Here is a 15,281-nt window from a genome sequence, read left to right as displayed (position 1 = left end):
CCGGTCTTGATCAAGCAGTCGATCTCGATATACGCTCTCTCCGTTTTGCCTGTGTATTTCCTGATAATCACCTGAAAGCGAGGTATGGGTGAGTTTATCTTCACCCCCCGTAGTGCGTCCGTCCGCGCCGATGCGCAGGCGCCGGTCCTGGACGCGCTTCATGGTCACCACCGTGGTGACCGTCCTGACGCTGACCGCGTCCTTAGCAGCCGAGAACGCCTCGGCCGTAGCTCAGACCTCCCTCACACCGACCGGTGCCACGACGCCCGCCGTGCAGCCGGTATCGGAGCGGCCTGACCGCGTCTCCGCCGCGTTATCGGCCCGGCTGCAGGGCAGCCGGGTTCTCGTGTCGGGGGAGACGACGGAGACGACGCTCACCTACGCCAACCCCGACGGCACCACCACCCTGGAAGCCTCCAGCGGCCCCGTCAGAGTCAAGCAGGGTGAGAGCTGGGCCCCGATCGACACCTCGCTCGTGGCCGCCGACGGGGTGCTGAAGCCGAAGGCGACGCTGGCCAACGTGACCTTCTCCGCGGGCGGCGGCGGCAAGCCACTGGCTGTGCTGGAGCGTTCCGACACGCAGTCCTACGTGCTTACCTGGCCCACTCCTCTCCCTGCGCCGAAGGTCGAGGGCAACAAGGCCATCTACAGCGACGCCGCAGGCCCCGGGGCGGACCTGGTTGTGACCGCCCTGCCCACGGGATTCAGCCATGATGTCGTACTGCGTGAGCGCCCAAGCGCACCAGTCGAGTACAAGATCCCGATCCAGACAAAGGGGCTCACCCTCGCCAAGACCAAACAGGGCGGGCTCGAACTCACCGACGCCAAGGGCACGACAGTGGCCGCGGCGCCGGAGCCGGTCATGTACGAGACCTCAACCGCTCCGACAACGGAGCAGCCTGCCCCTCCCGCACCGTCGCGGGGCGAGATTGACGCCCAGGTCGTGACCGATGGCGACCAGCAGCTGCTGGTCCTCAGGCCCGATGCGGAGTTCCTCGCCGACCCGGCTACCAACTATCCGGTGACCGTCGACCCTACAACCACGTTGTCCGTGCTGAGCGACACCACACTCACCTCCCCCACCGCAGGCTCGGTCGGAGACTCGGGGTACGGCAATCCGGGCGGTGAGGAACTGGTCATTGGCCAGGGCGACAGTGCCAGCGGGAGCACCACCAAACGGCACTTCGACAGGTCATTGTTGCGTTTCAACACCTCCTCCTTGGCGGGTAAAGCGATCACCGACGCCAAGCTAGAACTGCACACGGGGGACTACAACTGGGGGTGCGAGTCTGGGTTGAGCATCAAGGCCCAGCGCATCACCAGTTCATGGACGGCTAGCAGTACTGTCTGGTCCAACCAGCCGACGACGACCACCAGCGGCGAGCAGCGCGCCCAGGAACCAGGCCCCTGCACCGATGATTTCGACATCCCCGCGGGAACCTGGACCTGGCAGATCACCGACATCGCCAAGGCCTGGGCACAAGGCTCTCCCGGCTATGGCGTGATGCTGCGTCTCACCGAGGAATGGCCGACCGAGTTCGAGCGCCAGTACACGCGGTCCTTCCACTCCTCGGAAAAGACCGGCGCGGGGGCACAGCCGCCGAAACTGGTCGTCACCTACGGATCGGCACCGTCCCTGGACCAGTTGCGTGCGACGCCCATCGCCTCGGAGGGGGGTGTCATCTACGCATCAACTACCACTCCGGCTCTGCATGCATTTGTCAAGGATCCGGACGGAGGCGTGCTACGCGCCGAATTCGAAGTCGGGCACGACCCTGCCACCACGGGACAAGGCAGTGGCCTGATCTGGTCCGGCGCCGTGGACGGCGTACAAGCCGGAACTTCCGCGAAGATCACAGTCCCATCGGGCAAACTCACCGACGGGTGGAAAGTGCGCTGGCGCGCTCGCGCCTTTGACGGCGCCGAACACTCGGCCTGGTCGGCGTGGCAACTCCTGGCCATCGACGCTAGCCCACCACAGCAGCCGGCCATCCAGTGCCCGGTCCCGGCGAACGGCTGGGTCTCCTACATAAATCCGGACGAGCCTTACACCTGCATCGCTGGCTCCTCATCGGGCGACGTGTCCGGCTACTGGTGGGGACTGGACGATCCGACCACCCCCCACCTGAACACGGGACAGGCCGGGCAGCCGCTGGGACACATCATGATGAACCGTCCGGTCGGCTGGCACACCCTGTATGTAAAGACCCGGGACAAGGCCCACAACACCTCCCAGGCCGCCGCCTACAGCTTCGGCATCGGAGCGGGCGGCTTCCTCAGCCCCAAGGAGGACAGCCGTACCCAGCAGTCGGTGACGCTGGCCACCACCGCACCGCCTGGCCGGACAAGCGTCCGCTACGAGTGGTACGACGTCTGGTGGTATCCGATCCCAGCCAGTGACGTGACCCCGCCCGGCTCCAGCACCCCCATCTCCGGCTGGCCGCAGAGCCGTACCGACACGTCGAAGAACTTCGCCGACCTCATCTGGAACGTGGCCAAGACGGTCCAGGACCAACGAGGTCAGGTCAAAGTCCGGGCCTGCTTCAGCGGAGGCACGGTAGCCGAGGATTGCACAGAACCCATCACGTTCACCCTCGACACCTCCGCCTTCGGCGGCTCCTACGCCACCGCCGACATCGGCCCTGGTACCGTCGCCCTGCAATCCGGCGACTTCTCCCTCACCAGCACGGACGCGAGTCTGTTCGGCATCTCGGTCAACCGCACTCTCACCACCCTCCGACCCACCTCACAATACGAAGCCGGAGTCTTCGGCCCCGGCTGGAAGGACTCCTTCCCCGCCACACCCTCGTGGGTATCCGAATACACCCCCTCCGGCGACGGCGCCTCCGATTCCCTCCAGCTCATCGGCCCCAACGGTGCGTCCTTGACCTACGTCAAGAACGGCAGCAGTTTCGGCGGCGTCGGCGATGCCGCCGACGGCACACGCATCAGTACCAGCGGCGAACAACTCATCGTCACCGACAGCAGCGGGAGCAAGACCACCTACACCAAGGTCCACGATTCCTGGTTGATAGCCCGCACCGAAACCACGGCCGCCGAATCGGCCGTCAACTACTACCGAGACATCAATGGGCGGGTGACCCGTATCCTCGCCCCTGTCCCCACCGGCGTCACTTGCGGGACGACCTTGGTGGCCGGCTGTCGAGCGCTTGAAATCTCCTACGCCACCGCCACCACCGCCACAGGGGTCGCCTCCGGCTGGGGCGATTTCAAGGAGCAGGTCAAGACCGTGTCGTTCACCGCGTTCGACCCTGAATCGAACGCCATGAAGACGACGCCGCTGGCGACTTACCTGTATGATTCGACCGGACACTTGCGCCAGGTCACCGACCCGCGTACCAATCTTGCCACGGTCTATTACTACACCGGCGAGGGCCGGGTCTCCCAGATCACCCCGCCTGGGCTCGCGCCGTGGCGGATGGAGTACGACAGCCGCGGCCGTCTCGCGCACGTGCAGCGCGAAGGAGGCGACGTCGACCCGACGTGGTCGGTCGCCTACGATGTGCCGATCGGCGGTACCGGAGTGCCGGTCGACTTGACCGCGGCGCAAACCAACAGATGGGGTCAGTCGACGGATCTACCGGTGATAGGTGCGGCCATGTTCCCGGCCTCGCATGTGCCGCCACGCGGCAGCGATGGCGCCTACATGCCGCTCGCCGCGGACTGGGAGTACGGAAGCCTGGTTTACACCGACGTCAACGGGCGGCCAGTCAATAGTGCTCAGTTTGGTGCCGGAGCCTGGCAGATTTCCGCTACCCGATATGACAAGAACGGCCGCGCGATCTGGGAGCTGACTGCTGGGAATCGCGCGCAGGCGCTCACCCCAACTCCCGACACCGATCCCTACGTTGCCGGAGCCTCGACTCGGCAGAGCGAGCGAATCTGCTTACTCGGATCAGAACATATGGCAATAACGAGGAACTGATCGAAGGTCTGGACCCGGCACGGCCGGTGCTCCTAGCGTCTGGGGCGCTCGTGTCCAGCCGGCAACGCACGCTGATCACTTATGACGAGGGCAAACCGGTCAGCAGCACGATCTACCGGCTGCCAACCACGACGAAAATTGAGCCGATCATTCTTGATGGTTCGGCTACCCCCGGCCCCAACGATGTTCGAACCACCAAAATGGGCTACGACCCCATTGCCTCTGGCGATGTGAGCGGCTGGGAATTGCGACGCCCAACCAGCGAAACAACAGTCCTCGATGGCCAAGCTGATATCGTCCGGAAACTTCGCTTCGATGCTGCAGGCCGGGAAATAGAACGTCGCATGCCCGCCTCGAACGGCACGGACGCCGGCACCACAGCGCTCAGCTACTACACCGTAGGCGCACACCCCTCTGTCACGGAATGCGGAAACAAACCTCAGTGGGCCGGACTGGCCTGCCGTACAGCGCCGGTGACGCAACCAGCACAGAACCCGCTCCCCATCACCGTGACGACCTACGGATATCTCGGCGATACGGCAACGGTACGTGAAACTGTGGGGTCCACCACCCGGATCACTACTACCCGCCGCGATGCCGCAGGCCGAGTGGAGAAGTCAAAGGTAGATGTTCTGCCGGAAGCAGAGGGCGGCAGCGCTTTGCCCGAGATCAGCTATACCTACCATCCCGCCACCGGCATGAAGACCCAGGCAGGAGCGGGCGACGCCGTCGTCAGCACGAGCTATGACAGTTTCGGCCGGGAGATCTCCAACACCGATGCCGACGGCAACACCTCGATCACCACCTATACCGTGGACGACCAAGTAGCCACCGTCAACGACGGCAAGGGCATCACCACCTACACCTACGACGGCACCAGCGCGGACGGCAAGACGGAGCGCCGAGGCTACCCCGTCAAGATCGAAGCGTCTGGCGCAGGTTCTTTCACCGCCGCCTATGACGCTGACGGTCAGTTGGCTCAGCAAGCCTATCCGAACGGGTTGACAGCCACCTATCGCTATGACAACCGCGGCAAGAGGATCGGCCAGACGTATTCCAAGAGCGGAACCCGTTGGATGGAGTTTACCCAGACTCCTGATTTCCTGGGTCGAGTCTCCGCGAGCAGCAGCTCCGCCAGTAGCCAGCGATACACCTACGACACCGCTGGTCGCCTCACACAGGTCGCCGACAGCTACAAGGGCCAATGCACCACACGCGTCTACGGCTTTGACGTCAACTCCAATCGCACCAGTCTCACTACCTACGGTGCCGATGCAGCTGGCGCATGCTCCACCTCCACCTCCGCCGCAACCCGCACATCGAGCTTCGACAATGCCGATCGGATCACTGACAGCGGCTATTCCTACGACGCCTTCGGCCGCACTACCCAGGTACCTAGTCACCACGTCGAAGGCGGGACCAACCTGCAGGTCGGCTATCACGTCAATGACATGGTCGCTTCTCTCACCCAGAACGGTCAGCACAAGACCTTCACCCTGGACCCGCTGTGGCGTATTCGTTCGATGATCAGCACCGGTGGGCCCCGCCCCGGCACAGTCGTCAATCACTACTCCGGATCGGGGGATAGCCCGGCCTGGATAGCCGAAGCGGATGGCACGTGGACCCGTAACATCGTCGGGTTTATTGGACTGGCAGCAACCCAGTCCAGCACCGGCTCCAGCACCATCCAACTCATCAACCTTCACGGGGATGTCGTCGCCACCTGCGACAACACCACGGCAGCCGTCGGCATCACAGCCTACTTCGAGCAGACTGAGTACGGCATTTCCCGGACCGAGAACACCACCAACCCCATCCGATATGGGTGGCTCGGCGGAGAGCAACGGTCCATCGACAGCCTCGCCGGCCTGGTCCTCATGGGGGTGAGGCTTTACAACCCGGAGACTGGACGCTTCCTCCAAGTCGACCCTGTTTTCGGAGGCAGCGCCAATGCCTATGACTACTGCTCTGCCGACCCCATCAACTGCTTCGATCTCGACGGCAAACGCGAATGCCAATTCTTCTCCGTCTGTGGCGTAATATTCTGGGCCATCGAAGAAGCGCTTGGCGTCGTCTGCCGCGGAACCGGATTCGGCTACCTCGCCTGCAAAGGACTTGTCGGCGGCCTCGTCGCACTGATAAAACACGCCTACGAAAAGAGCGACGACCCCAAAGGTCTAGGTACTGCCGAACAGGTCATGGGCGTATTCTGGAAAGGCTTCTGGGAAGCAGTAGGCACAGAAATCGCACTTGGCGGAATTCTCCCAGCGATCCTAATCAAAGCTGCCGGATTCATGGACAATAAACATGTAAGGAAGCTACTCGGGCCGCTGGCAGGGACACTCAAGGATATGCTAGAAAAGGCAGCGGACAAGCTACAGGGCCAGCTCAACCCCGTCAAAAAAGAGAAAAAGAAAAAGAAATAATATCAGCTTCAGATCGCAATTGACCAAGTAGTTGGCCCGTTACCCTAGTCTTGCGGTCAGGCACGGCCTCGCCGCAAGACTAGGGTATGATGTATCCGCCCCACAGAGGGCCCTCAAGTGCGGAAGGTGTCATGCTAGCGCCAAAGAAGATCGCGCAGCTCTTCGCATCCTTTATCGTTATCCTGACAATCGTCGCGATATGCGCCACAGTCGTCGGCCTCTGCACGACGATCATGGGCATTGGCTTCGAGAGAGGCTTTCTTTTTGGGACAAGTGGCACAGCTGTTGGTCTAATCGGCGCTTGGCTTGCAATTAGGCGCGAGAGAAAAAGTAAACAGCGGGACTGATGCCCGACCTCGACAACCCGCATAGCTACGGCCAGCGGAAATCAGATCAATGGCTTGGCACTCAGCTTCCGGGCGGCGAGCTGAACCGCTGCCGCCACGTTACGATGACGACATGAGCCAGGCGCGACGGAGTGACACCTTCCGTCAATAGACAAGCGCCTGCAGCTTTGGCGCCCGCCCGTCACGAAGATCGCCACTGGCTTTGTCGTCGTACTATTGCACCGAGGCGGGACTGCTCCGAGCGAGGCGCGGCGGTCATGACGCTCGCAGCGGTGCCGCAGCGAGGGCGGAGGAGACATCACCGCACAACTCACGACGAGCCCTGAACACGCGAGATATCGCTGACCAGCCCTATTAGCCTTTTCCGGCTTACTTGGTCTGCCCCCCTTGTGGAGTCTCATGGATCTCCTTGAGCATGAAGTGCCGATGCCCGCTCTTGCTCACTGTGAAGCCGACGTCCGAGCAGGGAAGGTGAGCACGCGCAACCGGCAGCGGCACGCCGCCTCCGCCGGCTGTGAAGACCTCGATGGAGTTCGCTCGGAGTCGCACCAGGTCGCCGTCCTCCAGGAACACGGCCCGCCCTCGCGCGATCCCAGAAAGCGCGCTCTGGTCAGAGGCAATCGCGGCACGTCCGCCGTCCTCGCACAATACGAGGGGACTCTTCTGCCGCACGCCGTACAGGGCAGACGGATCAGCCGTGGAAATGATGCCCAGCGCGAATTCGCCTTCGAGGAGACCGGCCGTCAGGCAGATTGCCGTGAGCAGAGGCACGCCAGCAGCCAGGTAGGTGGCGATGATGTGCGCGACGACCTCGCTGTCCGTTTCACTGGTGAACCGGACGACGTCCGACTCGAACTTCCGCCGGAGACCGGCATGGTTCTCGATGACGCCGTTGTGCGCCACCGCGACTGCGCCGTCGAAGGACAGATGAGGATGAGCGTTGCTCACGGTCACACGGCCGTGTGTGGCCCATCTCGTGTGAGCCAGTGCGCAGGTGCTGCCCTGGAGGCGGGAGAGGCGCCGCTCATGCAGCGCCTGGGAGACGGAGCCGACAGCCTTCGACATCCCGATTGCTCCGTTCGCCAGGAAGGCGAGTCCGAACGAGTCGTAGCCGCGATATTCCACTGAAGCCAAACGCGCCAGCACTTCAGGGACCACATCGTCGCGCTCCGCGGTCATTCCGACGAGACCGCACATCAGGGACTCCTTCCACAGCGCGTGAATCACCGGATGGCGCCGTCCGCCCTGAACGCGAGGACCGCGTCATCGCTGTCGAAAAGGTCGGGACTGACCCGCAGTCTGGGTTGGTCCGGGAAACCGATCTGCAGCGGATAACGCTTCTTGTGCGCTCGCCGTTTCCAGGTTCGCACGAGGTCGCCGGCCAGGAGGCGCAAGGGCAACAGGAATTGTTTTCCCCTGAGGGCGAGCTGATGATTGCAGTAGGGAGCTATCTGGTAAATGGTCCGCAGCGTCACGTCCCCGTACAGGTTCAGGAACGCCACCTTACTGATCTGGCGTGACTGGATCAGGACGGAGACGATGTCGAGGTGCGCGCACCAGGCATTGACGCTGGCTACCTCCTCCTCGTTCCAGGTCGAGAAGGCGTTACGGTCCAGTCGGTAAATAATGCTTTTGTACTTCCGGAACGCGGCGCTCTCGAACACCTCTGCGATCCTCAGCAGCGCGTCGGCAGACGACCAGCGCCGCTGCAGGCGGATCATGAACGCAGCAGCAAGAGCGGAGCCCATGCCCGCCAACGCCGAGGCCAGCGCCGCGAGGAGATTGAGCTGAGCGGGATCGCGCATGAATCGTCGACCTCGAATCGCACATGGGCGCCGCCCCTCGATAGCCCTGCGGGCTACGGTCGATTCAATTTAACCGACGGACACCGCGCCATCGAGCCCTTCTCTCGCGAGGAAGTTCGCCACGAAATCCGCGGTCTGCTCCCAGCCTTCGACGGCCACGCACTCCACGCCCATCAGCTTGACGGGGTAGTCGTTGCCGCCCTCGTCGAGGCGGTCGCCGACGAACAGCACGTCGTCGATCGTCAGGTCGAGGGCTTCGAGCAGGCGGCCGATGCCGTACGCCTTGTCGACGCCCTGGCGGGTGATGTCGACCGACGTCGAGCCGCCGCCGCGCACCTCAAGGCCGGGCAGTTGCTCGGAGACCCGCGCGCACAGCAGGCGGCGCTTGGCGCCGTCGGGGTCCCAGGCGTATTTCGCGTCCGGCGGCGCCTGCTGCCCGAGCGCCGAGAAGGTGATCTGGCTGCCGCGGTCCTCGATGATGTCGCCCCAGGTGCCGTCGCTCCAGAGGCCGAGCTCCTTCGCGGACCTGGTGAGCACCTCGATGATCTCCGCCTTCTCGGACTCGGCGAAGTCCTCGGCGTAGACGAGGGACCAGTCGCCGTCCTTCCAGCGGTAGTAGCGGGTGCCGCAGGTCGGCATGAGGTGCAGCCGGGCGCGCAGGCGGTCGTCGATCGGCAGGTGCCGCAGCACCTGGGTCTGGAACTGGGCGAACTGCCCGCCGGAGATGACGCAGACCTCGACGGCGTCGAGCAGCCGGGCCAGGAGCGCGGCCATCCGCTCGTCGATCTGGGACTTGGACACCGCGAGCGTGTCGTCCAGATCGAAGGCGACCAGGGAGAACGTGCGATTAATCGGAACTCCTACGAATCGACCGCGGACACGTCCTTCGACTTTACCGGCCGATGGGGAAGGCCGGGCGTCACCTCTCGCGGTTGGGCTGAGCCGAGCGGAGGATGCGCAGGTGGCCCCGCCTGCCGACCTCGACGCCGTCGCCGACGGGCTCGCCACTGCCAGGACGGGCCGGGCGGGCGGCCTCCCTGACGGCGTTGGCCAGGGCTTCGAGGTCGTCGGAGCTGGGTGAGGCGCCGTCCGTGGGCAGCCGCACGACCTCCCAGCCGCGGGGAGCGGTCAGCCGTTCGGCGTGTTCGGCGCACAGGTCGTAGCAGTGTGGCTCCGCGTACGTCGCCAGGGGGCCGAGAACAGCGGTCGAGTCGGCGTATACGTACGTGAGCGTGAAGACGGCAGGCTGGCTGCAGGCGGTGCGGGAACAGCGGCGGACGGGGCTCACGGAGGGACCGTATCTGGTAAGAGTGCGAGGCGCCACTATCTGAGCGCTCTTAACGAGCGTGTCGCCACAATTCGGACACCTGTCTCAGCCTTTCCACCCACATGCCCCGATGACGCACCCGGGACCACCTGCCGGGATCGGGGGACGGCCGCCCGTGGGGGCGTACGAAAGGATCACCACCAGGCTACCCACCGGCCCCGTCACACCGTGATCGGGTGGATCGTCCCCGTACACTTGCCGTGTGACACCACGGCGCGGTCCCAGACGGCGCGATCGCCACGGTCGCGGGCTTCGCGGCCCGCTCGCCCCCTCTCATGTCCCCCTGGCCAAGTCGCGCAGCGAGCGCTTCGACGACCTCGTGCTCGACGCCGTCGACCGGCTGCGTCCGCGCTGGGAGCGGCAGCTCTCCGCCGTGGAGTTCGCGGTGGAGGAGGTGCCGCCGCTCAGCGAACTGGACGACGGGCCGCGCCTGACCTCCGACCCGATCCCCCTCGGCCGCGCCGACGCCGCCAGCGGCCAGAACCCGGCGGCGGTGGTCGTCTACCGCCGCCCGCTGGAGGCGAGGGCGCGCGACCGCGACACCCTCGGCGCGATGGTCCACGACACCGTGGTGGAGCAGGTCGCCACGCTGCTCGGCCTCTCCCCCGAGACCGTCGACCCGGGCTACGACGACCGTCGCTGACCCCCCTGACCTCAGGGCGCGACCACCCGCGGGGTGTCCGTGAGCGGGGGCAGCAGGGTCCACACCCGCGCGGGGGCCAAGGGCTGGACGGTGAGCATGAGACCGTCCTTGAGGCGTTCCTCCAGCACCCGGCCGCCGTAGACCTCCCCGGACACCGGGGTCACCACGATCGCGAAGTCGCCGCGCGCCTTGAGCCGGACGCTCCGGGTGCGGCCGGCGGGCACGTCCACGTCGAACGGCGGCTCGGCCGCGCCCTTGCCCGGCACCACCTGGACCCGCACCCTGCCCGCCGCCGCCCCGACCGCCGTCAGCACCAGGCGGGAGCCGGCGCCGTTGCGGGCCACCGCGCTGCCCAGCTCCAGTGACGGCGTGCCGGCGGTGAAGGCGACGTCCTGGCGCTGACCGGTGCCGGTCATGACCGCGCCGGCCACGATCGGCACGTTCGAGGTGAGGACGAGGGCCGCGGAGGACGCGCCGAGCCCGGTGGTGACATCCGCCGAGACGACGCCGCCGGCCGGCACGTCGAGCGTCTCGCGCCCGCGCATCGCGTACTCGGCGTCCTCGCCGACGGCGCGCACCCGTACGACCGCGTCCGTCTCGCCGGGGGTGGCGACGAGGAGCTGCCGGCCTCCGCCGCCGCCCGGGATGCCCGGCACGACCACGCGGGTGGCGGGCGGGGCGGCGGCGGGCAGCCAGTCGACGCCGCCGGTCTCCAGGACGGCGCGGGCCGAGACGGCGACCCTGCCGAGGATCGTGGTGACGCTGACGGCCGCGATCTCGGCCGACGGCGCGAGCGTACGCAGGTCGATCACGCGCTGCCGGCCGGGCGCGACCTCCAGCCCGACGCCCTTGTCGCCGGAGACCGGGCCCTCTGGAGCGTGCACCTGCACGTCCACCAGGGCGGGGGCCTTGTCGGCGTTGGCGAGGCGGAGGACCACGGCCGCGTCGGCCGGCCCGGGGCCGAGGAGCCAGGTGACCGGGGCGGGCTCGGTGCAGCGCACACCGGCCAGGCCGCGGTCCGCGCCCCCGGCGACGCGGACGGTGTAGCCGGCCTCCAGCGCGCCGGGCCCGTCGGTCACGTACGGGGCGCCGCTCTTCATGGTCTCGTACGCCAGCGAGCCGGGCAGGTAGACGCCGACCTTCTCCCCTTTCGTCCCGGGGCAGACGGCGGTGACCGACTCGACCGGCACCTTGCGCGGGGCGGAGGCGGCCGGGGCCGCCGGGGCGGGGCGGGTGATCCACGCGACCCCGTACAGGACGGCGAGCACGACGGTCACCACCGCGAGGAGGCCGAACCTGTTCTCGACGAAGGTCCTCATGACGCCCTCGCCGCCAGGAGGGGCGCGACGGGGACGGGCTCGGCGGGCGTCTCCTGCGGGCTCTCGCGCCGCCCCGGCGCCGCGAGGACCACCATGACCAGCACCATCACGCCCTGCGCCCACAGCCACGGCCGGTACAGGACGCTCTCCGGCCTGACCGGCACCCGGGTGACGGGCTCGGCCAGCCGCCACAGGCCGCCGGCCTCCGACAGGCTCAGGCGTTCGAGCGAAGGCTGCGAGTCGAGCGTCCTCGCGAGCCCCTGCGGCACGGGCGGGGCCACCGCGACCATGGCGATGCCCTGCTGGGCCAGGGTGGCCGCGTCGCCGCCGCGCCCGCCGATCAGCCCTTGCGCGGCGGTGGCCACGCGGGCGGCGGCCTCGGCGGGGACGGGCAGCTCGGCCTCGCCGAGCAGCGGCGTACGGCCGTGCAGGACGGTGAACGCGGAGCCCTTGACCACGAGGGTGCGCTCGCCGTGCTGGCTGCGGGCGGCGGCGAGGGCGGGCAGCACGTCGGGGGCGTCGCCGGTGAGCGGGCCGCGTACGCCGGTGGCCACCCACCAGCCGGCGGCCAGCAGCGGCGTGCTGAAGGCCACCGCCACGACCGCCGTCGCGCCGAGCCGCCGCAGCCCGCCGCCGGCGCGCAGCTCGGTCAGGCGGTGCGCGGTCAGGGCGACGAGCACCACGAGCCCGGTGCCGGCGAACGCGAGCGGCACGCCCGGCCAGGCCCGCGCCCCTTCGATCTCGATGCGGCTGACCAGGATCGCGACCAGCGTCCCGTACAGGGCGACGCCCCAGCCGATGGCGACGATCGTCCGCTGGCGGCGCATGAGCAGCGCGGCCAGCGCCGTCACCAGCAGGCCCGCGGTCACCCAGAACGGCGGCAGTCCCGGCCCACCGGGGGAGAGCGCGAGCAGCGACTCGGGCCCGAGCGCGGCGTCGACCAGGGCGGGGTCGTGCAGCCCGGCCTCGCGCAGGATCCGGCCCGGCTCCGTCACGAGCCCGGCCAGCCAGGGGAGCAGCAGCGCCACCGGCACGAGCAGCGCGACGGCGACGGACGTCACCGCGCCCCGAGGCCGCCGCACCGCGAGCGCGGCAACGCCGAGCACCGCGACCATCGGGTACGTGAGCGGCACGAACGCCGTGCCGACCGCCAGCAGCAGCCCGAGCGCCCAGGCGGCGCGGCGGGCGCGGCGCGGCTCGGCGGACAGGACGGTCGTGCCGAGGGAGGCGTAGACCGGCACCAGCACGAACACCACGGCCGTGCCCAGCCGCCCGGCCGCAACCGCGCCGGTCGCGACGGGCAGCAGCGCGTACGTGCCGGCCGCCCACGCCCGCGCCGGCACCGCCGGGACGACGTGCCGGGTGGCGAGGTACGCGGTGGCCCCGGCCAGCGGCACCGAGCCGAGCAGCAGCACCGACACGGCGAGCCAGGTCTTGCCGAGCGCCAGCGTGGACAGGGCCGCGACGACGGCCACGTAGGGCGGGGCCCAGGCGTCCGAGCCGAGCCCGACGCCGTCGTGGAAGCCCTCGGTGTAGAACGCCCACAGATCGCCCGCGCCACCGGTGACCGGCACCAGCGCGCCCCCGCCGAGCCGGTCGCCGAGCAGCAGGGAGCGTTCGGCGACCAGCGAGACGGCGGCCAGCGCGAGCATGAGGACGACGCCGGGGCGGGACAGGAAGCGTTTGACCGCGCCGCTGTCGGCCGGCACGAGCGCCTGTTCCTCGTCCTCCCCGGAGGGGGCGGCGGCGTGGTGGTGGCGGCCGGCGGCGTCCACGGGGGCGCCGCCGGCGAGGAAGCTCTGCACCATGTCGACCAGCCGGCGGTAGGCCGCACCCGGCGGGGTCATCAGCCGCTTTACGCGGATATATCCCTTCTTGCGGCCGTAGCGGCGGGCGCGGCGCGCCCGGACCAGCCGGAACGGATGCACCAGCACCGACCCCATCGCCACCAGCTCGTCCAGCGCGTTCGCCGGCTGCTTGCCCACGATGAACATCAGCGTGCGGAAGGCCGAGCCGAGCACGTTCCGCAGCAGCGCCCACAGCATCGCGCGGAACGGCAGGTTCGCCATGACCACGAAGATCGCGTTTCGCCGGTCGAGCCGGCGCGGATGGTCGCCGCTCACCGTGATGCGCCGCCGCCGGCGGGCCGCCGCCTCCGCGTGCCAGGCCACGGCCGAGGTCGTGACCAGCACCTTGTGCCCGGCGTTGCGGATCCGCCAGCACAGGTCGAGGTCGTCGCGGAACAGCGGCAGGAACGGGTCGAGCCCGCCCACCGTCTCCCACACGTCGCGGCGGACCAGCATCCCGGCCGTGGAGACCGACATGACCTCGCGCACGCCGTCGTGCTGGCCCTGGTCGAACTCGTGCGGCTCCAGCCCGGTGTCCCTGCGTCCGGTACGGCCGACCGTCACGCCCACCTCCAGCAGGCGGCGGCGGTCCAGCCAGTCACGCAGCTTGGGGCCGACCACGGCGGCCTTCGGCTCCTGCCCGGCCACGGCGAGCAGCGCCTCCAGCGCCCACCGGTCGGGGGCGCAGTCGTCGTGGAGCAGCCAGATCCACTCGTCGGGCCCGGCGGAAGGGAGGCGGCCGAGCGCCTCGGCGACCGACTCGGCGAAGGCGGCGGAACGGGGCAGGGAGATCACGTTGCCACGGCCGAGCGCCTGGACCAGCAGGTCGGCCGAGCCGTCCCTGCTGCCGTTGTCGACGCCGATCACGCGGTCGGGTCTGCGGCTCTGGCTCACCAGCGCCCGCAGCGTCTCCCCCAGCCAGCGTCCGCCGTCGTGCGCGACGACGACCACGGTGACGTAGGGACGGGACATGTGCAGGTGGCTCCTGGGGGGTTGATCAGGCGCGCCCACCTTACATGCCGAAGCGGTCAGAAAATGCGAAAAAGGGTCACGTGAGGGACCCACGTGACCCTTTCGCCGCTATGTCAAACGGCCTGGCGCTTGATCCGTCTGCGCTCCCGTTCGGACAGTCCACCCCAGATGCCGAACCGCTCATCGTGCTCGAGTGCGTACTCCAGGCACTCGGCACGGACCTCGCACGATCGGCAGACCTTCTTGGCCTCTCGGGTGGAGCCGCCCTTCTCAGGGAAGAACGCCTCCGGATCGGTCTGCGCGCACAACGCGCGCTCCTGCCAGCCAAGTTCTTCAGCGTCAAGCTGATCCTGTGCGATGACCGGATCGGTCACTGCACACCTCCCTGCCGCCCGCCCGCAATGGAGCCCCCCATGAACGCCTTCCTTATTACCCACCCACGGGAAGGCATAACAACATGGCTGTAATTACACGCGCGTGCGCTGGCTGGCGTCAAGCGGCATGCAGGTATCCGGGGAAAGACCAGATCTCGCCCCGGTGTGCTTGGCATGTGATGTTCTCGCCCGGACGAACCCACCTGAATCATGGGCTCATCCTGGGGTCGTTCAACCTGTCAGCGGTCCGAACCGTACCAGGGCGGTATAGACGC

Annotated in this window: 10 protein-coding genes; 3 read left to right on the top strand and 7 right to left on the bottom strand. The window is 67.7% G+C overall.

The window, feature by feature from the left end; translation table 11 throughout:
- The first annotated feature begins 160 nt into the window (after nucleotides 1-160).
- Both Nocox_RS06075 and Nocox_RS06070 read left to right on the top strand, forming a co-directional pair.
- Complete coding sequence (locus Nocox_RS06075) at nucleotides 161-3,946, top strand: DNRLRE domain-containing protein (protein WP_219495584.1); 3,786 nt, start codon at nucleotides 161-163, stop codon at nucleotides 3,944-3,946.
- A gap of 50 nt (nucleotides 3,947-3,996) precedes the next feature.
- Nucleotides 3,997-6,372, top strand: coding sequence for an RHS repeat-associated core domain-containing protein (locus tag Nocox_RS06070; protein ID WP_157383382.1), 2,376 nt, complete (start codon nucleotides 3,997-3,999; stop codon nucleotides 6,370-6,372).
- Between the two features lie 716 nt (nucleotides 6,373-7,088).
- On the opposite strand, the gene Nocox_RS06065 is transcribed toward Nocox_RS06070, so the two are convergent.
- The 4 genes from Nocox_RS06065 to Nocox_RS06050 all read right to left on the bottom strand — a co-directional run bounded on the left by Nocox_RS06065 (nucleotide 7,089) and on the right by Nocox_RS06050 (nucleotide 9,812).
- Nucleotides 7,089-7,916: a glutamine--fructose-6-phosphate aminotransferase gene (locus tag Nocox_RS06065; RefSeq protein WP_157383381.1), complete on the bottom strand. Its 828-nt coding sequence runs from the start codon at nucleotides 7,914-7,916 to the stop codon at nucleotides 7,089-7,091.
- A 26-nt stretch (nucleotides 7,917-7,942) separates the two neighbouring features.
- Complete coding sequence (locus tag Nocox_RS06060; RefSeq protein ID WP_020546331.1) at nucleotides 7,943-8,524, bottom strand: hypothetical protein; 582 nt, start codon at nucleotides 8,522-8,524, stop codon at nucleotides 7,943-7,945.
- A 69-nt stretch (nucleotides 8,525-8,593) separates the two neighbouring features.
- Nucleotides 8,594-9,325 carry an HAD-IIB family hydrolase gene (locus tag Nocox_RS06055; RefSeq protein ID WP_020546330.1) on the bottom strand — a complete coding sequence of 244 codons (732 nt, stop codon included), beginning with the start codon at nucleotides 9,323-9,325 and terminating at the stop codon, nucleotides 8,594-8,596.
- Between the two features lie 118 nt (nucleotides 9,326-9,443).
- Nucleotides 9,444-9,812: a DUF3499 domain-containing protein gene (locus Nocox_RS06050; RefSeq protein ID WP_020546329.1), complete on the bottom strand. Its 369-nt coding sequence runs from the start codon at nucleotides 9,810-9,812 to the stop codon at nucleotides 9,444-9,446.
- A 241-nt stretch (nucleotides 9,813-10,053) separates the two neighbouring features.
- Here Nocox_RS06050 and Nocox_RS06045 point away from each other — a divergent pair, with 241 nt between their 5' ends.
- Nucleotides 10,054-10,494 carry a metallopeptidase family protein gene (locus Nocox_RS06045; protein WP_026214988.1) on the top strand — a complete coding sequence of 147 codons (441 nt, stop codon included), beginning with the start codon at nucleotides 10,054-10,056 and terminating at the stop codon, nucleotides 10,492-10,494.
- Between the two features lie 11 nt (nucleotides 10,495-10,505).
- Here the strand turns inward: Nocox_RS06045 and Nocox_RS06040 are convergent, their stop codons facing one another.
- The 3 genes from Nocox_RS06040 to Nocox_RS06030 all read right to left on the bottom strand — a co-directional run bounded on the left by Nocox_RS06040 (nucleotide 10,506) and on the right by Nocox_RS06030 (nucleotide 15,006).
- Nucleotides 10,506-11,813, bottom strand: a complete 1,308-nt coding sequence (locus tag Nocox_RS06040; RefSeq protein ID WP_020546327.1) for a DUF5719 family protein — start codon at nucleotides 11,811-11,813, stop codon at nucleotides 10,506-10,508.
- Entirely contained in the window at nucleotides 11,810-14,632 is a 2,823-nt protein-coding gene (locus Nocox_RS06035; RefSeq protein WP_020546326.1) for a glycosyltransferase family 2 protein, read from the bottom strand. Before Nocox_RS06035 ends, Nocox_RS06040 begins: the two co-directional genes overlap by 4 nt.
- A gap of 113 nt (nucleotides 14,633-14,745) precedes the next feature.
- Nucleotides 14,746-15,006: a WhiB family transcriptional regulator gene (locus Nocox_RS06030; RefSeq protein ID WP_020546325.1), complete on the bottom strand. Its 261-nt coding sequence runs from the start codon at nucleotides 15,004-15,006 to the stop codon at nucleotides 14,746-14,748.
- Nucleotides 15,007-15,281 lie beyond the last annotated feature (275 nt).

It is taken from the genome of Nonomuraea coxensis DSM 45129, assembly GCF_019397265.1.
Taxonomy (GTDB): domain Bacteria; phylum Actinomycetota; class Actinomycetes; order Streptosporangiales; family Streptosporangiaceae; genus Nonomuraea; species Nonomuraea coxensis.
This window is presented reverse-complemented; position numbering and strand designations above follow the sequence as displayed.